The following is a 20,506-nucleotide window of genomic DNA, read 5'->3' on the forward strand; positions in this document are numbered from 1 at the left end:
AAGTTATTATTGATTATTGATGTAAATTTATCACCCCCATTTGGAGTTGGTATAACCTATCATTATAACGAGGGATGATATTAAATTATAAATAAGGAAATTAAAATGACATCAAAATTTAATCTACACCCACAAATCAACAACGGTTTTACTGCAACTAACCCAGAATTTACTGGCGGTACTTTACACTGTAAATGTCAAGAAAACCCAGTTGTTGTGAAATTATCTTCACAAACAGCACACAACCACGCTTGTGGGTGTTCAAAATGTTGGAAACCTGAAGGAGCATTGTTTTCACAAATCGCTGTTGTGCCAAGTGACAAACTTAGCGTAGAAGCGAACGAAGATAAACTTTATGTTGTAGACTCTAGCGCTGTTATTAAGCGTCATGCCTGCAAAGAATGCGGTGTTCATATGTATGGTCGTATCGAAGATACAAACCATCCTTTCTATGGTTTAGATTTCGTTCACACTGAACTTTCTGACGAAAAAGGTTGGACTGCACCATCATTCGCAGCTTTCGTATCTTCTATCATTGAAGCTGGTACGAACCCTGAAGATATGACCGCAATTCGCGCTCAATTTGAAGAGCTAGGCTTACCGACTTACGATTGCTTATCTCCAGTACTTATGGACGCTATCGCTTTCCATATCTACAAGAGCAAGCACAATAAATAATTAATTTAATTATTCATTAATTAAAAGGAAAGATACCATGGCTGAAATTACAGCACAATTAGTAAAAGAACTGCGTGAACGTACTGGCGCAGGTATGATGGAATGCAAAAAAGCATTAGTTGAAGCAAATGGTGATATCGAACTTGCTATCGACAACATGCGTAAATCAGGTCAAGCAAAAGCAGCTAAAAAAGCTGGTCGTGTTGCTGCTGAAGGCGTTATCATCGTTCGTATCGCTAAAGATCACGGTGTGATGATTGAAATGAACTGCGAAACTGACTTCGTAGCTAAAGACGCAGGTTTCTTAGGCTTAGCGAATGAAGTTGCTGATTACGCATTAGCTCATGAAGGTATCAGCATCGAAGATCTTCAAAAAGAATTTGAAGAAAAACGTGCGGCATTAGTTGCTAAAATCGGTGAAAACATGACTATCCGTCGTGTTAAATTCTTAAAAGGTGACGAACTAGGTTCTTACTTACACGGTGCTAAAATCGGTGTTTTAGTTGCTGGTAAAAATGCAAACGAAGAATTATTGAAAAAAGTTGCTATGCACATCGCTGCAAGCCGCCCAGACTTCGTTCGCCCTGAAGATGTTCCAGCAGACGTTGTTGCACACGAACGTAAAATCCAAATTGAAATCGCAATGCAATCTGGTAAACCACAAGAAATCGCTGAAAAAATGGTTGAAGGTCGCATGAAGAAATTCACTGGCGAAGTATCTTTAACAGGTCAACCATTCGTTATGGATCCATCAATCACTGTTGGTGAATTCTTAAAACAAAATGGTGCTGACGTTGTTGACTTCGTACGTTTAGAAGTAGGTGAAGGTATCGAAAAAGAAGAAACTGATTTCGCTGCAGAAGTTGCTGCAATGACTAAATAATTTCTTCTTAGTTAGAAAAAAGCAGATCCTAGGATCTGCTTTTTTTATTTATTGAGGTTTTTTATGGCAATGAAAATTCATAAAACAAATGCGATGCGCATGCTAGATCGTGCAAAAGTGGAGTATAAAATCCACGAATATCCAACTGATGGTTCTATCGCAGCAACAGATGTAGCAAGGCTTTTAGATGAGCCAACAGAACGTGTATTCAAAACATTAGTCACAACGGATAATAACAAAAACTTCTTTGTATTTTGTGTTCCAAGTGAGGAAGAACTGGATTTGAAAGCAGCTGCACGCACGGCGGGAGTGAAAAAAATTGAGATGCTTAAACAAAAAGATCTCTTCCCTCTAACTGGTTATGTCCATGGCGGTTGCTCTCCTGTTGGCATGAAAAAACAATTCCCAACTTTTATCCATGAAACAGCAAAAGATTGGGAAAGTATTTATGTATCAGGTGGCAAAATTGGATTACAAATAGAAATCAATCCATTAGACTTAGAAAAACTTATCAATGCAAAATTTGCATCTTTCATTAAAGCCCATAATGAATAAAATTTTTGACGAAAATCACGCCCTGATTTTCGTCAATTTTTTTGTAAAAATTTTTCTTTAATTTCAACAATAAACTGATCTACTTGTTGCCAATCCGTATATTCAACTTCTTTAGATGTATCAGTTTCCCCACCCGTCAATTTCATGATTAACTTAATCATGTAGCGATCAATAAGTTTATAACGTGGGTAACGCAACGCCCCTGCAAATACTGCTTTTAATTTAGGCTGCCAAATAGGCGCAATACCTGCTAAATATTTTCTCATGTATGGATTAGTTTCAGGAGTTCTCTTATCTGCTTTGCGTGCTGTTAAATTTACACCAAAGAAGGCGGTTTCTTTATAACTCAGAATTGCACGATGTCCTTTTATAAAACGGAACAAACTTGGATGGAAGTGCCCATAGCGTATCGGTGCGCCGATAATAACGACATCAAAATCAGCCAAAGAACCTCGAAATTCATTCATATTTTCAACTTGGCACGGTGCTAAATGCTCAGCAAGATAGTAGGCAATTTTTTGTGTCTGACCATCTTGGGTTGAGTACAAAATTAAAATTTTCATTTCCCACTAATTCTCTAAAAAAGATAACGTAAATTTAATTAAAATTATAACAATATGGCGTGTATTATGGACTAAAAATTGTTACCATTCCAATGTTATTTTTTTATTCTAAATAAAGGATATAATACTCACTTAATATTATATTTTCTTAGGATAAAGTTTTAATGAACAAGCACACTAAAAATAATTCACCGCAACCCTCTATTGTCATGGCAATTCCCGTTGGATTATTTGGAAGCGTTATGGGATTAACAGGGCTTACACTGGCATACCGTCAATTTGCTCAGCAATACGCTTTTTTTAATCATATTGCGACTGGATTAAGCATATTTACGCTTTTTGTATTTACTGTACTGACCTGCCTTTTTGTTTTAAAGTGGATCTTCTTTTTTGAGCAAGCTAAAGCAGAATTTCAAGATCCTATGACAAAAAGCTTTTTTGCTACGATTACTATTTCACTATTATTGTTACCTCTTATATTAAATCAATATTCTCATACTCTCGCATTTTATGTTTGGATTGTTGGCGTAACATTATCCTGGATTTTTGCCATTTACATGTTACATTTTTGGATCGAAACCAAACATATTGCCACTCAATTAACCCCTGCTTGGGTGCTGCCTGTTGTGGGTACACTTAATATTCCCCCTGCATCTGTACTTTTTCACGGGCAATATCTATATATTTTAAATTTAACCTCATTAAGCATTGGTATCTTTTTTGCTATTCCGCTCATTACGTTAATTTTCTCACGTATTGTTTTTATAGAAAAATTACCATCAAATTTTATGCCAACACTCATTATCCTTGTTGCACCTTTTAGCGTGGCGTACCTTGCCTATGCAGCAACATTTAAAGCACTGACGCCTTTTTCTTACGCATTATTTAGCATCGGTGTTTTTATTTTTCTTGGATTACTTCCACAATTAATGCACGCAACACGCATGCTCTCTTTTAAAGTGATTTGGTGGGCAATCAGCTTCCCAATTGCTGCTATGTTGAATAGTATGTACAGCGTAGCAAAACTTGCTCATCAAGATTATCCACTTTTCGCACAAGCTTTACTCATGGTAACCAATATTGGCCTATTGCTTTTTAGCCTGATTATTCTCTTTTTAATTTATCGAACCGCTAAAGGAATTATTATGCGCGAAGTCCATTGTTTCTGTTAAATTTTGCTTTATGTTTAAGCCCTCGTTTTCTTGCGAATGCTTAAAAAAAGCGTAAAATGGTAAACGTTTTCGTTATCCATTGTAGGGATGACATTAAACAATGTTTCAACAAGGGCAAGTCCCTTGTTTTCTTTTTTATTTAACACGTAACCTGTCGTGAGGGTTACCACTGTGAAAGGATTAAATTATGCCAATTATTACTTTACCGGACGGCTCTACTCGTCAATTTGATAAACCCGTTACTATCATGGAAGTGACTGAAAGCATTGGCTCTGGTCTTGCAAAAGCAACTATCGCTGGTCGTGTAAACGGTGTACGTCACGATGCTTGTGACTTAATCGAAGACGATGCAAAATTAGAAATCATCACTGCAAAAGATGAAGATGGTTTAGAAATTATCCGTCACTCTTGCGCTCACCTTTTAGGTCATGCCATTAAACAACTCTATCCAAATGTAAAAATGGCCATCGGACCAACTATTGATAACGGTTTCTACTACGACGTAGATCTTGATCATTCTTTAACTCAAGAAGACTTAGAAAAAATTGAAAAACGTATGCTTGAGTTAGCAAAAACGAACTACGACGTTGTAAAAAAAGTGGGTACTTGGCAAGATGCGTTTGATACATTCGTAGAACGTGAAGAACCTTACAAACAAGAAATTCTTGATGAAAATATTGAACGCAGTGCAACTCCTGCGCTTTACCACCACCAAGAATATATCGATATGTGTCGTGGTCCACATGTACCAAACATGCGCTTCTGCCACAACTTCAAATTAATGAAAGTCGCTGGTGCTTACTGGCGTGGTAACAGTGATAACAAAATGTTACAACGTATTTACGGTACTGCATGGGCAGACAAAAAACAACTTAAAGCTTACTTACAACGTTTAGAAGAAGCGGCAAAACGTGATCACCGTAAAATCGGTAAAGCGTTAGACCTCTATCATATGCAAGAAGAAGCACCTGGTATGGTGTTCTGGCATAACGATGGTTGGACAATTTTCCGTGAGTTAGAAACTTTCGTTCGTACTAAATTAAAAGAATACGATTACCAAGAAGTAAAAGGTCCATTCATGATGGATCGTGTACTTTGGGAACGTACTGGTCACTGGCAAAACTACGGTGATTTAATGTTCACAACACAATCAGAAAACCGTGAATATGCAATCAAACCAATGAACTGCCCAGGGCACGTACAAATCTTCAACCAAGGTTTGAAATCTTACCGCGATTTACCATTACGTATGGCAGAATTTGGTTCTTGCCACCGTAACGAACCATCAGGTTCATTACACGGTTTAATGCGTGTTCGTGGCTTTACCCAAGACGATGCTCATATTTTCTGTACTGAAGATCAAATTGAAAGCGAAGTAACAAGTTGTATCCGTATGGTTTACGACATTTATAAAACTTTCGGCTTCTCTGATATCGAAGTAAAACTTTCTACTCGTCCAGAAAATCGTATCGGTAGCGATGAAATGTGGGATCGTGCAGAAGAAGACTTAGCAAAAGCCTTAACTGCAAATGGTTTAGAATATGAAATCCAAGTAGGCGAAGGTGCATTCTATGGTCCGAAAATTGAATTTGCACTTCGTGACTGTCTAGATCGTGAATGGCAATGTGGTACTATCCAACTTGACTTCGCATTACCAGGTCGCCTTGGCGCAACCTACGTAGCAGAAGACAATGACCGCAAAACACCAGTTATGATTCACCGTGCAATTTTAGGTTCTATCGAACGTTTCATCGGTATCATCACTGAAGAATACGCAGGTTTCTTCCCAGCATGGTTAGCACCAACTCAAGCGGTTGTAATGAACATCACTGATAGCCAAGCAGACTATGTGAAAAAAGTGGTGAAAACCCTTTCTGATGCAGGTCTTCGTGCAAAAGCAGACTTACGTAACGAAAAAGTTGGTTTCAAAATCCGCGAACACACCTTACATCGTGTACCGTACATGCTTGTTGTCGGTGATAAAGAAATTGAAGAAGGCAAAGTAGCTGTCCGTACCCGTAAAGGTCAAGATCTCGGCACAATGACAGTGGAAGAATTTACTCAACTTCTTAAAAACCAAGTTCAAAACCGTGAACTTAAACTTATCGGCGAAGAATAATTTCTGCTGATTTCCTACTAATCACGCCCCCAATTTTCTAAAAAATTTATGGAAAATCGGGGCGTGTTTTTATCAAATGGAGTGAAGTTTTTTATATGAATTAAAAAAATATTAAATTTTTATGCTAAAATACGATCCCAGTCTAGTAGCCCATACCCTTCTTGCATGACAGGAAGGTAATTCTTTGTGGGTATTTAATTGTTCATCATGTTCTCTTTTTATAAAAAGAAACTAAATTGTAAATAAATTGTTATTAAGTTTTACTCTTTTTATTTATAATTCTTAAAATTTATCATTTCATCAGTAAAGGAAAAAAAATGTCTGATCAATCTTGCATAATTATCGCAATCGCAGGGGCATCTGCGTCGGGTAAAAGTCTATTTGCGTCAACTATTTTAAAGGAACTAAAAACTGAAGGCGTGAACGATATCGGAATTATTTCTGAAGATAATTACTATAAAGATCAGTCACATTTAGCATTAGAAGAACGTGTGAAAACTAACTATGACCACCCAAATGCGATGGATCGTGATCTACTTCTTGCTCATTTACAAACCCTAAAAGCAGGAAAAGCGGTAGATATTCCAGATTATAGTTACGTTGAACATACTCGTACCCAAAAAATCCATCATTTTGAACCTAAAAAAATTATCATCTTAGAAGGGATTTTACTTTTAACTGATGAACGTATCCGTGAAATCGCAGATATGTCTGTGTTCGTTGATACTCCACTTGATATTTGTTTTATTCGCCGTTTAAAACGTGATATGGAAGAACGCGGTCGTTCTATGGAATCCGTGATTAATCAATATCATGCGACTGTGCGTCCAATGTTCTTACAATTTATTGAGCCATCAAAACGCTATGCGGATATTATCGTGCCTCGTGGCGGTAAAAACCGTATTGCAATCAATATGTTAAAAGCTCAAATTCTCCATTTATTAGGGAAAACTCCACACCACTCAAACTAATTCAAAAAAGGAAAGCCGATGCGACTTTGTGATACCGATATTGAACGCTATTTAGATGAAGGAAAAATTAAACTTACTCCTCGTCCAGACAACGACCAAATTAACGGTGCAACGGTTGATGTCCGTTTAGGAAATTCTTTCCGAGTGTTTAAGGATTATGCATTACCTTACATTGATTTAAGCGGTCCACGTGAAACTGTCGCTGCCCAACTTGAAGCAGTGATGAGCGATGAAATTATCGTAGAAGATGGCGATGCTTTTTTCTTACATCCTGGAGAATTAGCACTCGCAACCACCTATGAAAATGTAGAGTTACCAGCAAATATTATTGGCTGGCTCGATGGGCGCTCTTCCCTTGCTCGCCTTGGATTAATGGTACATGTTACGGCACACCGAATCGATCCGGGTTGGCAGGGCAAAATTGTTTTAGAATTTTTCAATTCAGGTAAATTACCGCTGGCACTTCGTCCTAAAATGACAATTGGTGCATTAAGTTTTGAGATTCTAAGTAATAATGCGGCACGCCCTTATAATGTGCGTCGTGATGCAAAATATAAAAATCAACAAAATGCGGTTGCAAGTCGCATTGATGAAGATAATCAATAGTTTCTTAAATTAAGCAAAAAGGTAGCATAGTGCTACCTTCTGTTATCTAATTAATATATCAAAAAATTAAAATGCCTTGGCGATGACCAAGGCATTTTTTATCTTTACGGTGGGGATACCCCTGCTGGATCAAAACTTGAACCTTGTCCTGGTGGAGTTGAGCCATCTGGTGCAGTGCCTGATGATGTCGTTCCTGTTGCCGAACCAGTGGACGATGAGCTAGTAGAACCATTGGATGAGCTTGTTCCACTATCCGATGGAACAGGTAATCCAGAGGATGAACTAGATGACGGCGAACCTAAAACAGGTGAGTTTGTTAATGGGTCGGTATTATTGTTAAATACAGGGCGTTTATCTGTAATTTGTCCGACTTCATTATTAAGTCCTGTCGCACTGCGGATAGCATTTGCCAGTTCATCAGCACTTTTTGCTGTGTAATAATTACCTTCTCCAACACATTTTTGCCATGCTGCTGTTTGTTCTCGGGTATCAGTATCTTTAGCTTGACGTGGGTCATACCCTACCGCAATAAAGCTGATCTTGGAGTTATATTTAGTATAACCATCTTGTTGCAAGCTATCTAATCGACGACGAATACGATCACAAAGCCCCATTTCTTCTTGTCCTTGTCCTTGTCCTTGTACTCCATTTGACTGGCTACGTAAATATTTAGCGGGATCCATTAAACTACGAGTAATGTAGTTATGATATGCTGGTAGATGCCCTCTTCTACGACTGCTATATCCGTACGGCACTAATGTACCATCAACATTTACTGGAACTTGATCTGAGTTATACTGTTTACTTTCTTCCCCGCCTGCAACAGGTAACATAGTCCGTCGCAATGTTCCTTGTGGTGTGGTATCAATACCGTCTGATAAAACAACGATAAAACGTTTAGTATTCGATTTAATTTTATCTGGTAATGCTGTTTTATCTTCTTGCATTAATAAATTAGCACCAATCATTAATCCAGAAGAGGCCAACGTTGCTCCTTGCGGAGCAATATTTTCAAAGTCCGCATTTAATTTATCTAAATCAGCATTGGTGCTGGTATACCATACTTGTGTAGTGGATGGTTGCGGATCTTTGTCACGTTGATGCAAACAATACATATTCTTATTGAATTTATAAAATGATTTTTGACTAGTTAATGGCGAACCATCGAAATGATCTACCATATCTAATGTCTTGAAGTAGTCTAAATCATAACTATCTGTTTTATAAATACACATTTGTTTTTGTTGAGCTTGCAACGTTTTCAAAGTGTTTTGATCATTAGTCAGTGTATCTTGCGTATCTGTTAGTTGATCTTGTAGATCTTGTAGTTTGTTTTGATCATTATCTAAATTATCATACGCATCATTACAGCCAGTTGTCCAGTCCATTTGACACTGATTTACCTTTTGTTGTTCTGCTGGAATCCGTCCATTCACGTCTTGTATGTTCTGTTGAAGTTGTTTAATCTGAGTTTGATCATTTTGAATGCTAGATTGTTGATCAGCGGTTTGTTGTGTAGCCCTATCACAAAAATCTTTATTTCTCGGATCACCAATATAAATTGGCGTATCAAGTTGAGTCTTGTTATAAATATAAGGTAAAGCACATTGTTGCGAATCCTTATATAATTGCGAACCATAACCAAACAAAGCAAAACCAATTCGGTTATAAACTTTAGGTGCATTCGGATCTGATGATGGTTTCAATAAAGAAGTAGATACTTTTTTAATTACTGAACGCAATACGTTAATTTTTACATCAGGATCATCAGGTGATAAATCTTTTGCTGGTCTCCCATCAATACCATCCATCATTGAGCTTGAAAAGTCAGCCACAAACATAATATCAACTGGAATATTCGCACGATATTTACCGATATAAACAGTATTATCAACCGCAATTTTTTGACTACGACCAAAAGATAAGCCATAATCTTTTTTGAAGTCATTTCCCCAGAATAACCAAGATGGACGTTCAAATCCTCCATCGACCACACAGGCAATATCGTTTGTTAATACGCCATTTCTTAAAACATGGTCGCAGTGATAATAAAAGTCATCTTTAATATTATAGTTATTTCCTGCATTTCCTGTGCTTGTATAATCTTTATAAGTATCAGGCAAGTAATAGCTACGGACGACACTCGCAACCATTTGGATATTACGTTCGTATTCTTTAAATTCTAAGTCACATTGTTTATAGGCGGTTGGATCAGTTTTTGATTCCGAACAACCTTTTAAAGGAATCCCCACATTTTTTGCATGTAACTCAAAATTTTTAAAGTTTTGCGCTATGATGCTTTTCGCATTAACTGCACTATTGTATGCATCAACTTGCTGTTTATAGTCAGCTTTTGCTTGTTCATATTGTTGTTCAGCCGCATTATATTGATCGACTTCATCATGGTAGGTGTTCATAGCATCTTGGTAATCTTGCCATTTTTGTCGGTAATCATCTACCTGATCTTCATAGTTACGTTCAGCCTCTCTGTATGCTCTATGGCATGCATGGCTATAGTAATCGTACCCAGCAGCATCACATACCTGTTCTCTATCTGGTCTTTGTGGTGCAACGGGTGCAGTTGGTGCTACAGGTTGTGTTGGCGGTTGTTGTGTAAAAGGACCAGGTTTAGGTGGTAAAGGTTTATTAGCATCTCCCAAACCGAGTTGAGAATTAATGCCTACAATATTTTGATTATCACGAAAACGGTTATCTTCTGCAGTTAAAAATAATCCTGCTTGTTGTAACCCTTGTGTAAAACGTACTTTATCAAATAAAATCCCTGTGCCATCTACAACAAAAGTAACATAACCAATGATTACCGCAGAAAGTAAAACGGTAATCATGCCATAAACACCCGATTCATCACGGTAAAATTCTTCAATTTTTCTACTTAGCAGTGACTTCACTAATTTCTCTTTCAAAATGCGTTTTTTCATTTCAATATCCTTTTAGCAAATTTCTTAACGCCCAACTGCATGGGAAGAAGAACGTAACGTTCCGTTCGCATAGGCAGGTCCTACTACTAATGATCTAAATACACTATAAGCAGGAACACAAACTGTAACCTGATACAGTGGTATAGTTCTCTCATCATTTTGCTCACTACGAGGAGCTATATTTTGAAAATTTAATAAATTTGTGGTTGGAACACATTGTTGTGTATCCCCCAACGGTTGTGAAAGTGACATATCTACAACTGGTTCTTTCGTCGCCGAGGTTTGTTTAAATTGTAAAGATTGAATGACTAAATAAAGCGGTCTTGAATCATTTGGATTACCGTAATACATCGCCTTAGCCAAAATTTTTAATGGTTTGACTTCTGATTCAGATATCGCTTCTACTTTCCCTTTGCCGTCCGCTGTACGGTAAAGTTGGGTACGTTCCCGTAAGACAGTCACTAACGAATAAGAAATATTATCTAACTGTGCTACTGTCGCACGTGTAATGGCTAAGTCCATCATAAAAAAGAGGACTAAGACTAAAAACATCACCGTCAATAAGAACTCTATCGCTGCGGCCCCTTTGGTTTCTCGGAGAAATCGCTTTATGGGGTTAAGAAGTTTTATTAAAGTATGAACGTTCATAAATTTGTACCACGAAAAATTGTCGAGTAAATAAGTGTTCTACCGTTGAGTTAATAAAAGGTATTGGCACGATAAAATGATATTTATACGAAATAACATAACGTGCGAGGGGGGCATCGTAACTACAAGATTTACCTTTTAAGCAATTATGGATGTAATCCGATGAATCGCTACCTTGATTATTTTTTACGGCATCAACGAGATTTGCTAAGTTACTTGCATAATCTATATGGACGGTTAATCCATCAATATTCGCTGCAAATAACCCCATTGTGGTTTGACCAACAATACTGTCATAACTTTTCAAAATATTACGGCGAAGGGCATCTTGATAATCGCCCCCTTCATCATGTAAATCCGTTGTCTGTGTTAAACGTACACCTTCGGAAACGGCATACGTCCAATAGGCATTAGTAATTGCCATGCGTCCTAGTTCAAAGATCATGAAGATGATCAGAAAATAAATACCAATGGTTAAGCCAACCTCAACCATCATGTCGCCTTTATCTTGTTTTAAGAATTGACGGAGTCTTTGTGTTAAATTTCCTATCATCTTCTTTTCCTTATCTACCCATGCGCTGAGCATTCTGTTTTAATAAATTCTTCTACTAAAACCATCATTAATCGTCAAAAACAGGACGTTTATCCGTAATTTTGCCTACTTCTTCATTCAATCCTGTTGCACTACGAATTGCATTTATTAATTCATCTTTATCTTGTGCTACATAGTAATTCGTTTTACCAACACACTTTATCCAAGCCTCATATTGCTCTTGCTGATCCAAATTATCTGATTTAGAAGGATCGTAACCTATCGCAATAAAACTAATTTGTGCTGGATAGTTCCCGTATTTACTAGTATCGCCTAGATATGTATTCAATTTATTACGAATCCGAGTACAAATACCTTCAATCCCTGATCTAATCACAACTTTCCCATCTTTATCTTCATCTTTAATTTTCTTAAGATGTTCATCATAAGGTCTCAAACCTAGATTCAGATATCTTGTCGGATCCATTAATGTCCTAGTGATGTAGCTTCCTCTATCTTGTACGTCCCCTGTATCTTGGGCAAAATGTACTTCACTAGGATTATATTGCGTACTTGCCTGTCCGCCTCCTTGAATAAAGCTTTTCTCATAAGGATCGCTGTTATCGTCATATTTATTACTATATTCATCATTCCCGTCCGAAAGCACCACAATAAATCGTTTCGTATTTGATTGAATATTTTCTGGTTTCGTTTCTGGGTTTTGATTCATTAATAAATTTGCACCAATAATCAAACCTGATGAAGCTAGCGTATATCCTTTCGGCTTAATACTTGCAAATTGCCTATTTAAATTTTTCAGATCATTCGGATTTGCATAAAACCATGCCTGTGTTGTATTTGGCTGATATTTTATTAAATCCTTACCATCATACTGCCCTAAACAACGCTCATCTTTACGGAAAGAAAATACTTTATTTTCTGAATTATCTAAAAATGGTTGTCCATTTAGCTTATCTATCATTTTTAATGTTGAAAAATAATTTAACTTCTGTCCGTATATATCTTTGTAAACGCAAGATTGACGTTTTTTATCCTGACGTTCCTTTAAAATTTCCTCATTTTTATATAAATAATCTTCATATTTCTGTAAATTACTTGGTTTATACTTACCGTCTTCTAAAATTCCTTTTATATCCTCAATATTCGATTTCAATTTTTTAATATCAGCATCTAACCTATCACATTCTTTTTTACTTCCTTTAATAAGAACATTTGATTCAAGTAAGTTACCTTGATCATACTGATAAGGGAGAGCGCATCTTTCTGGATCCTTTAATAATTGTGCACCATATGCAAAATCAACAAATCCAATTCGGTTATAATTTTTCGGTGCTCTAGGATCTGTCGGAGATTTAAGTATCTCACTAGATATTTGTTCAATTACATTACGTAAAATTGTAATTTTTATATTTTTAGGATCTTTAGAATTACATCCTTTCTTATTACGACATATCGAATTATTCATTGATCCTGAAAAATCATTCACAAATACAATATCTACAGGAATATTCGCCCGACTTTTACCAATATAAACTGTATTATCAACACTTACTTTTTGTGTGCGATTAAATGATAGCCGATGATTTTTCTTAAATGTATCTCCCCAATATAGCCATGAAGGTCTTTCAAATCCTCCATCAACTACACAAGCAATATCATTAGTAATAACCCCATTTTTTAATGTATGATCACAGTGATAATAAAATTCATCTTTAATATTATAGTTATTTTTTAAATTACCATTTGCCATATAATGCTTATAACTTGTCGGTAAATAATAACTACGCACAATACTCGTAATCATTTGAATATTGCGTCCATACTGTCTAAATGCGAGATCACATTTTTTATAATTTGTTGAATCAACATCATTTTCTGAGCATCCTTCAAGAGGAATGCCCACTTTCTTAGCATGTTCCTGAAAGGCTGGATAACTCTTACGTGCTTGAATCGCTTGTTCATGAGCTTTCACTTTCTCATCATATTTATTTTTCGCTGCTAAATAAGGGCGTAATTGTTTAGCGTAATATCTTTGATAATACTTTTGAAAACTCTTCCAACTATTTTTTTGTTTACTGCTAGGATCATCAATTTGATAGTAATTCTGCTTACAATCTTCATAACTACTATTTACAGGGCAAAGCCAAACAGGCCAACCATTATCATCATATCCATCCTCTCCAACATACTTATCGTTACGAAATATTGGAAATTCTTGAGTAAAAGGTTCAGGCATTGGTGGAATATCATCAGATACCTGCTGCAATTTCGGTTGTGAATTTACTCCTATAATATTTTGATTTTCACGAAAACGATTATCTTCCGCAGTTAAAAATAATCCTGCTTGTTGTAACCCTTGTGTAAAACGTACCTTATCAAATAAAATTCCTGTTCCATCTACAACGAATGTTGCGTATCCCAATATTACTGCTGATAATAAAGCTGTGATAATCCCGTAAATACCTGATTCATCACGGTAAAACTCACTGATTTTTTTACTTAGTAAAGATTGCGCTTGTTTTTCTAAAATGCGTGCGTCCATACTAATACCCTAACTCCACTCCTAAAACATACTACCGCCCAACTGCAAGGGAAGAAGAACGTAACGTTCCGTTCGCATAAGCAGGTCCTACTACTAATGATCTAAATACACTATAAGCAGGAACACAAACTGTAACCTGGTACAGTGGTATAGTTCTCTCATCATTTTGCTCACTACGAGGAGCTATATTTTGAAAATTTAATAAATTTGTGGTTGGAACACATTGTTGTGTATCCCCTAACGGTTGTGAAAGTGACATATCTACAACGGGTTCTTTCATCGCCGAGGTTTGTTTAAATTGTAAAGATTGAATGACTAAATAAAGCGGTCTTGAATCATTTGGATTACCGTAATACATCGCCTTAGCCAAAATTTTTAATGGTTTGACTTCTGATTCAGATATCGCTTCTACTTTCCCTTTACCGTCCGCTGTACGGTAAAGTTGGGTACGTTCCCGTAAGACAGTCACTAACGAATAAGAAATATTATCTAGCTGTGCCACTGTCGCACGTGTAATGGCTAAGTCCATCATAAAAAAGAGGACTAAGACTAAAAACATCACCGTCAATAAGAACTCTATCGCTGCGGCCCCTTTGGTTTCTCGGAGAAATCGCTTTATGGGGTTAAGAAGTTTTATTAAAGTATGAACGTTCATAAATTTGTACCACGAAAAATTGTCGAGTAAATAAGTGTTCTACCGTTGAGTTAATAAAAGGTATTGGCACGATAAAATGATATTTATACGAAATAACATAACGTGCGAGGGGGGCATCGTAACTACAAGATTTACCTTTTAAGCAATTATGGATGTAATCCGATGAATCGCTACCTTGATTATTTTTTACGGCATCAACGAGATTTGCTAAGTTACTTGCATAATCTATATGGACGGTTAATCCATCAATATTCGCTGCAAATAACCCCATTGTGGTTTGACCAACAATACTGTCATAACTTTTCAAAATATTACGGCGAAGGGCATCTTGATAATCGCCCCCTTCATCATGTAAATCCGTTGTCTGTGTTAAACGTACACCTTCAGAAACGGCATATGTCCAATAGGCATTGGTAATTGCCATGCGTCCTAGTTCAAAGATCATGAAGATGATCAGAAAATAAATACCAATGGTTAAGCCAACCTCAACCATCATGTCGCCTTTATCTTGTTTTAAGAATTGACGGAGCCTTTGTGTTAAATTTCCTATCATCTTCTTTTCCTTATACGCCTCAATTTTCAGAAAAATTTATGTTCTTACATTGTTGGCATAACATGATTTGAAGTTCTGGTTGTATTTTTCAATGCATTAATCAACTCATCTGGATTAGTATTCATACTTTCACGTTCAATAACTTTTTGTGCATAAGGCACATCACCACTTTTCACCAATGCAAAAACTAAGTTATAGAGTAAACGTTGATCATGTTGTCCATTTAAATATTGTGGTAATAATAAACGGACTGCATTACTATAATTTCCTTCTAAAATAGAAATCATTGCCAGATTATTCAAAGCAATCGTATCATTTAAGAAATAAGTACGAGCAGTATTAAAACTTTGTGTTGCTTTGCGTAAATAACCTAATTGTGCATAAGCAATTCCTTGGCTGTTGTATGCTTGTGAATTATTTGGATACTGGCTAATAAGTGTTTTCGCTACATTTAACGCTTCATTATATTGTTGAAGTTGTACAAGCGAGCGTAATTGAATAAGTAATCCACGTTCTCTAAATTGTGGATTAGTTAATAATGGTTTCACATAAAGTAATGCTGAGGTGTAATCCCCTTCATCAAAATAAGCTTTAACTAATTTATAAAGATAACCGTTATACGTTACTGAATTTTTCTTATCCGTATTCTCTAATACAGTACGATACAACGATACTAAACTCGCATAATTTCCTGTCGAATTATAAAGTGTTTCAGATACTGCTATTTTTTCGGGAGTTAATTGTGTTTTATTCAATGTATAACGTTGCGATGTACTATTCCCACGGTGGTTACTAACACAAGCAGTTAAACCTAAAATAACACTGAGTACGAGAGTACTTTTACATACTTTTTTGAACGCCATAATTTCATCCTTACTAACCTGGAAAATTTCTTTAATACTATTCTTAGAAGCCCATTTGTGGAAATACACGCATGAAACCTGGTGCTAAGATTAGAATAATAATCGGGAACATAATGAAAAGAATAAGTGGAATACTCATCTTCGCTGATAATGTTCCTAAATGTTCTTCAATTCTAAGTAACTGCATTTCACGAATATCTGCTGATAACTGAATTAACTGATCATAAATTGCCGAACCAAAATTTAAACTTTGTTGCATTACTGTAGTAAACATACGAATTTCTTTTGTCGGTAATGAAACGGATAATTCATCAAGTGCAACCACTAATGAAGTTAATTCTGCTTTACGTAAAATACGGAGCATTACATAAGTTAAATCTGGATTTAATACTTTAAAATCGATCGCCACACGTTTTAATGCCATATCGATAGTCATCCCTGTTTGCACACATACCGCAGTTAAATCAATAAAACCTGGTAAATCTTCCATAATGGATTTAACCCGTGCATTAATTACCATCCCAGTAATCATGCCCGGCAATACAATAGAAGCAATTAATGCAATAAAGAATGTCATTAATGCATCGCCTTGGTCAGTATCTGAAGTAATAATGTAAGTAATAAATACTACTAACCCTGCGAACAATAATTTTAGTTTTAAATTTTTATCAATTAACCCCAATACTCGTAAGAATTTATTATTACTAATAATAAGTAATTCCAATTCAATTTGTTCTTTACGTTTCCCTTTCTTGTTATCATCTTCTTTAGTTTCCATTGGTCGAATACCTGCAAGAATTTCACGGTACCCTTGCATTTTTTTTCTCGCAATAATGGCAAAGATAATAACAACAATAAAACAGCCGAAAATAAGTGCAAAAAATAGAATCTGTGTAAGCATAATCAGGTTGCCTTCTTCATTAACCACCAAATAATACCCATACCCAAGGATTCAGAACCGAGTACGTAGTACAACACAAGACGACCTTTCGGATCGGTAATAATATAATTAAAGTTATCTGGCATCTGGAACTTCATAAAGAAGAAGAAAAATAACGGGAATACACCAACAATCATCGCAGACATACGTGCTTCAGATGTCATTGCCTTTTTCTTTTGTTCCATCTTTTGTCCGTCCGCAATTACACGACCAAGACGTTTAATGATTTCTTTCATCTGACCACCTTTCTCAAGGTTGATCTTCAAAATAGTGATAAAGAAATAGAATTCACGGTAAGGCCAACGTGTATAACTATCTGCCATTACCGTATCAACATCTTCCCCGATAGCTAAACGTTTATAAATGTATTTAAACTCTTCGCCAAAAGGTCCTCGAACGTCTTGACCACAACGCTCAATGGCCTGTAATAGCCCCGCCCCTGCTGTTGTTGCACTATTCAATACCTGAATAACTTCAGGGAAACTACTATCAAATTCCTTCCGATTACGGCGGCGTCCCCATTTCCAAACAAACACAAAGAAAAGCAGGAAATAAATCACACTAATAATTGTGGAGTTAAAACGGATAAATTGTGCATTTACAAAATACACCACCATATAAATAAGGAGGGTAATCACACTATTTCGTATTAGATTTTGTGGCTTACCATTAACAAAATAATACTTCCACAACAAAACCTTATCTTTGGTTTTATGATAAAGATTGCTCCAAAAAGTTGTGGTGTACTCTTTCGCCACAATCTTCTTTTTCGTTCCTGAGAACTGAACTGCAGTGTAGAGTAACAACAATACACCGAACGCTAATACGACGTAGTATAGAATCATTCTGTTTCCACCCCAGCAAAGATTGATTTCAATTCATTTTCTAAATTGAACATTTGTGCCTTTTGCGCTACACAACTACGAGAAATTAACCCATGATTGATAAAACGCCCTGTAATTTTTCCATCTTTAGTCCTGTCATGACCGACTTCAAAACTAAAGATATCTTGAAGCACCACTTGTCCGCCTTCCATCCCCATGATTTCAGTAATATTCATTACCTTACGAGAACCATCATTTAGACGAGAGGCTTGAACAATGATATTGACCGCAGAAGCAATATTACGGCGAATCGCTTCTAGAGGAAGACTCGAACTTGCCATCATAACCATTGCTTCCACACGAGAAATCGCATCACGTGGACTATTGGCGTGAAGGGTTGTCATTGAACCATCGTGACCAGTATTCATCGCTTGCAACATTTGAAATGCTTCAGGACCACGACATTCCCCTACGATAATACGTTCAGGACGCATACGTAGTGCATTGATAACAAGGTCCCCCATTGTAACCGCCCCAGTATTTTCAACCCCTGCGATACGTGTTTCCAAACGAACTACGTGAGGCTGCTCTAGTTTCAATTCAGCGGTATCTTCCATAGTAATGACACGTTCTGTATGCGAAATATATGCAGAAAGTGCATTCAGCAAAGTAGTTTTACCCGAACCTGTACCACCTGACACGATAATGTTGACACGGCAACGTGCAGCAATAATAAGGAAATTCGCCATTTCTAAACTCATAGAGCCGAAATTCATTAACTCTTGTAAACTTTTCTTGTTTTTAGAGAATTTACGAATAGAGATCGATGTCCCATCAAGCGCAATTGGCGGAATAACAACGTTAAGACGGCTACCATCTGGCAGACGACTATCCACCAACGGAGAACCACTATCGATACGACGCCCAACCATTGCTACCAATCGGCGAGCAATTTCTGTCAATTGATCATTATTAATGAACATCTTGTCAGTTTTTTCTAGCAAACCTCGACGTTCAACCCAAACGTTATAAGGTCCATTAACCAAAATATCACTGACTGATTCATCTTCCATAAGTGTACGAAGTGGACCGAATCCCAAAATTTCATCTGCAACCATCTCCGCAACTGTTACGGCATCGGCAGCAGTAAGATAATTATTGGTTTTACTCGCAACCTGATAGGCGACCTGAATCAATTCATTGACGAGTTTTTCTCGATCTTCTTTTAATTGATCGAGTTTATTAACTTCTAAGTTACTTAAAACTCCATCACGAAATTCTGCTTGTTGCTCTAGCGTTAACATACCAACCACCTATTAACTAATGAGTTTTTGCCAAATAGTTTTGAATAAACTACTTTGTTCTTTTTTACCCTCTTCACGTGACAACGCACCAATAATAAGCATTGCAAGTTGCTTGATAATCTTTTGATTTGATTTTGGCATTTTTATATCAAGCACCGTTTTTGCATTGGTATTTTTTAAAAATGGAACAATGGCATCCACTTTACAGGTTAATAAACTTTCAATATCCGCTTTAGACATCAATCGTGAATGTTCTAAACGACTGTCTTCCACACAAACAAATGTTCTAATTAATTGATTATTGTTAGATCTTTGACGTTCACACTGTTCCATAAATCGTTTCGCTACACGCAATGAATCAGGATGACGTTCTGCAACTAATACGAAACTACTTGCTACATTAAAGTAATGGATATATTCGTCTTTCGTTACATTGAAAATAGGTTGGTCATAAATGATAAAGTTATATTTTTCTAGTTCATCTTCTGGAAGATGTTCAAAATCTCCCATAAAAATATCAAGATTTTTCTCAAACTCTACAATATCGCCTTGCAATTTTTTATCAAAAAGTAGGTCAAGATCTTGCGAACCATGACTTCCTTGTACGAGTAAAACAGGTACTTTTTTATCTTTTGCAATTTTGTTAGCGATCTGTGCTGATACAAATGTCGCACCAATCCCACCTTTGCATCCTAAAACACAAACTTTTACGGTATTACGGATGGTTGGGACAGTCATCTTACTCGCCGTAATGCGAGTTACCATTAAATTAAGCTGACTTTTACGGTTAAAATACAGAATGTTAGATTCCGCAAGACGTTGCGCAAGTGAAATAGAATCACTTTCACCAACCAAACAACACCAAATTTTTTGCGGTACAATAGCACTGACACGTTCAACAATTTCAGAAACGTTCGTATCACTTTCAATATCAATGACGACACCAACGGTTTCTTCAGCATCTAAGGAAATATCTTCACTTTCAAAGGACTTACCAACGACCTCAACATACTCAACGCCATGCGATCTTAGTAACTCTGCCAATTCATCTTGAATCGGTTTTGAAGGAGAAATGACAACGACTTTCCTTGAACTATCAACGGTAGCATTATTACCATCAAGCAATAACATAAATCTT

19 protein-coding genes are annotated in these 20,506 nt (G+C 36.5%); 7 read left to right on the plus strand and 12 right to left on the minus strand.

The annotated features are described in order from the left end of the window. Positions 1 to 105: 105 nt before the first annotated feature. From gfa to ybaK, 3 genes are all read left to right on the plus strand, one after another. The gene (gene gfa / locus EL259_RS01290; RefSeq protein WP_126598279.1) at positions 106 to 678 is read left to right on the plus strand and encodes an S-(hydroxymethyl)glutathione synthase; all 573 of its coding nucleotides are present in this window, start codon (positions 106 to 108) and stop codon (positions 676 to 678) included. A 37-nt stretch (positions 679 to 715) separates the two neighbouring features. Further along, positions 716 to 1,561: a translation elongation factor Ts gene (gene tsf, locus EL259_RS01295; RefSeq protein WP_126598281.1), complete on the plus strand. Its 846-nt coding sequence runs from the start codon at positions 716 to 718 to the stop codon at positions 1,559 to 1,561. 63 nt (positions 1,562 to 1,624) lie between these two features. After that, entirely contained in the window at positions 1,625 to 2,116 is a 492-nt protein-coding gene (ybaK, locus tag EL259_RS01300) for a Cys-tRNA(Pro) deacylase (RefSeq protein WP_197721289.1), read from the plus strand. A 32-nt stretch (positions 2,117 to 2,148) separates the two neighbouring features. On the opposite strand, the gene hemG is transcribed toward ybaK, so the two are convergent. Next, positions 2,149 to 2,679: a menaquinone-dependent protoporphyrinogen IX dehydrogenase gene (hemG, locus tag EL259_RS01305; protein WP_126598283.1), complete on the minus strand. Its 531-nt coding sequence runs from the start codon at positions 2,677 to 2,679 to the stop codon at positions 2,149 to 2,151. Between the two features lie 164 nt (positions 2,680 to 2,843). Here hemG and EL259_RS01310 point away from each other — a divergent pair, with 164 nt between their 5' ends. The 4 genes from EL259_RS01310 to dcd all read left to right on the plus strand — a co-directional run bounded on the left by EL259_RS01310 (position 2,844) and on the right by dcd (position 7,547). Then, the gene (locus EL259_RS01310) at positions 2,844 to 3,851 is read left to right on the plus strand and encodes an SLAC1 anion channel family protein (RefSeq protein WP_126598285.1); all 1,008 of its coding nucleotides are present in this window, start codon (positions 2,844 to 2,846) and stop codon (positions 3,849 to 3,851) included. A 187-nt stretch (positions 3,852 to 4,038) separates the two neighbouring features. Next, positions 4,039 to 5,970, plus strand: a complete 1,932-nt coding sequence (gene thrS / locus EL259_RS01315; RefSeq protein WP_126598287.1) for a threonine--tRNA ligase — start codon at positions 4,039 to 4,041, stop codon at positions 5,968 to 5,970. A gap of 317 nt (positions 5,971 to 6,287) precedes the next feature. Then, positions 6,288 to 6,941 carry a uridine kinase gene (gene udk / locus EL259_RS01320; protein ID WP_126598289.1) on the plus strand — a complete coding sequence of 218 codons (654 nt, stop codon included), beginning with the start codon at positions 6,288 to 6,290 and terminating at the stop codon, positions 6,939 to 6,941. A gap of 18 nt (positions 6,942 to 6,959) precedes the next feature. Continuing rightward, positions 6,960 to 7,547 carry a dCTP deaminase gene (gene dcd / locus EL259_RS01325; RefSeq protein WP_126598291.1) on the plus strand — a complete coding sequence of 196 codons (588 nt, stop codon included), beginning with the start codon at positions 6,960 to 6,962 and terminating at the stop codon, positions 7,545 to 7,547. 104 nt (positions 7,548 to 7,651) lie between these two features. On the opposite strand, the gene EL259_RS01330 is transcribed toward dcd, so the two are convergent. The 11 genes from EL259_RS01330 to EL259_RS01380 all read right to left on the minus strand — a co-directional run bounded on the left by EL259_RS01330 (position 7,652) and on the right by EL259_RS01380 (position 20,499). Then, positions 7,652 to 10,486 (minus strand): hypothetical protein, encoded by a 2,835-nt coding sequence (locus EL259_RS01330; RefSeq protein ID WP_126598293.1) that lies wholly within the window; start codon positions 10,484 to 10,486, stop codon positions 7,652 to 7,654. 24 nt (positions 10,487 to 10,510) lie between these two features. Next, the gene (gene tadF / locus EL259_RS01335; RefSeq protein WP_126598295.1) at positions 10,511 to 11,134 is read right to left on the minus strand and encodes a tight adherence pilus pseudopilin TadF; all 624 of its coding nucleotides are present in this window, start codon (positions 11,132 to 11,134) and stop codon (positions 10,511 to 10,513) included. Continuing rightward, positions 11,103 to 11,687 carry a TadE/TadG family type IV pilus assembly protein gene (locus tag EL259_RS01340; RefSeq protein WP_126598297.1) on the minus strand — a complete coding sequence of 195 codons (585 nt, stop codon included), beginning with the start codon at positions 11,685 to 11,687 and terminating at the stop codon, positions 11,103 to 11,105. Before EL259_RS01340 ends, tadF (EL259_RS01335) begins: the two co-directional genes overlap by 32 nt. 67 nt (positions 11,688 to 11,754) lie before the next feature. Continuing rightward, the gene (locus tag EL259_RS01345; protein WP_126598299.1) at positions 11,755 to 14,229 is read right to left on the minus strand and encodes a hypothetical protein; all 2,475 of its coding nucleotides are present in this window, start codon (positions 14,227 to 14,229) and stop codon (positions 11,755 to 11,757) included. Positions 14,230 to 14,260: 31 nt separating this feature from the next. Continuing rightward, positions 14,261 to 14,884, minus strand: coding sequence for a tight adherence pilus pseudopilin TadF (gene tadF / locus EL259_RS01350; protein WP_126598301.1), 624 nt, complete (start codon positions 14,882 to 14,884; stop codon positions 14,261 to 14,263). Next, entirely contained in the window at positions 14,853 to 15,437 is a 585-nt protein-coding gene (locus tag EL259_RS01355) for a TadE/TadG family type IV pilus assembly protein (protein WP_126598297.1), read from the minus strand. Before EL259_RS01355 ends, tadF (EL259_RS01350) begins: the two co-directional genes overlap by 32 nt. Before the next feature lie 44 nt (positions 15,438 to 15,481). Beyond that, positions 15,482 to 16,300, minus strand: a complete 819-nt coding sequence (locus EL259_RS01360) for a tetratricopeptide repeat protein (protein WP_126598303.1) — start codon at positions 16,298 to 16,300, stop codon at positions 15,482 to 15,484. 43 nt (positions 16,301 to 16,343) lie between these two features. Then, positions 16,344 to 17,204: a type II secretion system F family protein gene (locus EL259_RS01365; RefSeq protein ID WP_126600804.1), complete on the minus strand. Its 861-nt coding sequence runs from the start codon at positions 17,202 to 17,204 to the stop codon at positions 16,344 to 16,346. After that, the gene (locus EL259_RS01370; protein ID WP_126598305.1) at positions 17,204 to 18,085 is read right to left on the minus strand and encodes a type II secretion system F family protein; all 882 of its coding nucleotides are present in this window, start codon (positions 18,083 to 18,085) and stop codon (positions 17,204 to 17,206) included. Before EL259_RS01370 ends, EL259_RS01365 begins: the two co-directional genes overlap by 1 nt. Then, positions 18,082 to 19,368 carry a CpaF family protein gene (locus EL259_RS01375; RefSeq protein WP_126598307.1) on the minus strand — a complete coding sequence of 429 codons (1,287 nt, stop codon included), beginning with the start codon at positions 19,366 to 19,368 and terminating at the stop codon, positions 18,082 to 18,084. The genes EL259_RS01370 and EL259_RS01375 overlap by 4 nt, the downstream gene beginning before the upstream one ends. Before the next feature lie 12 nt (positions 19,369 to 19,380). Beyond that, positions 19,381 to 20,499, minus strand: a complete 1,119-nt coding sequence (locus EL259_RS01380) for a pilus assembly protein (protein WP_126598309.1) — start codon at positions 20,497 to 20,499, stop codon at positions 19,381 to 19,383. Positions 20,500 to 20,506 lie beyond the last annotated feature (7 nt).

This window comes from Actinobacillus delphinicola (assembly GCF_900638385.1).
Lineage (GTDB): Bacteria > Pseudomonadota > Gammaproteobacteria > Enterobacterales > Pasteurellaceae > Actinobacillus_C > Actinobacillus_C delphinicola.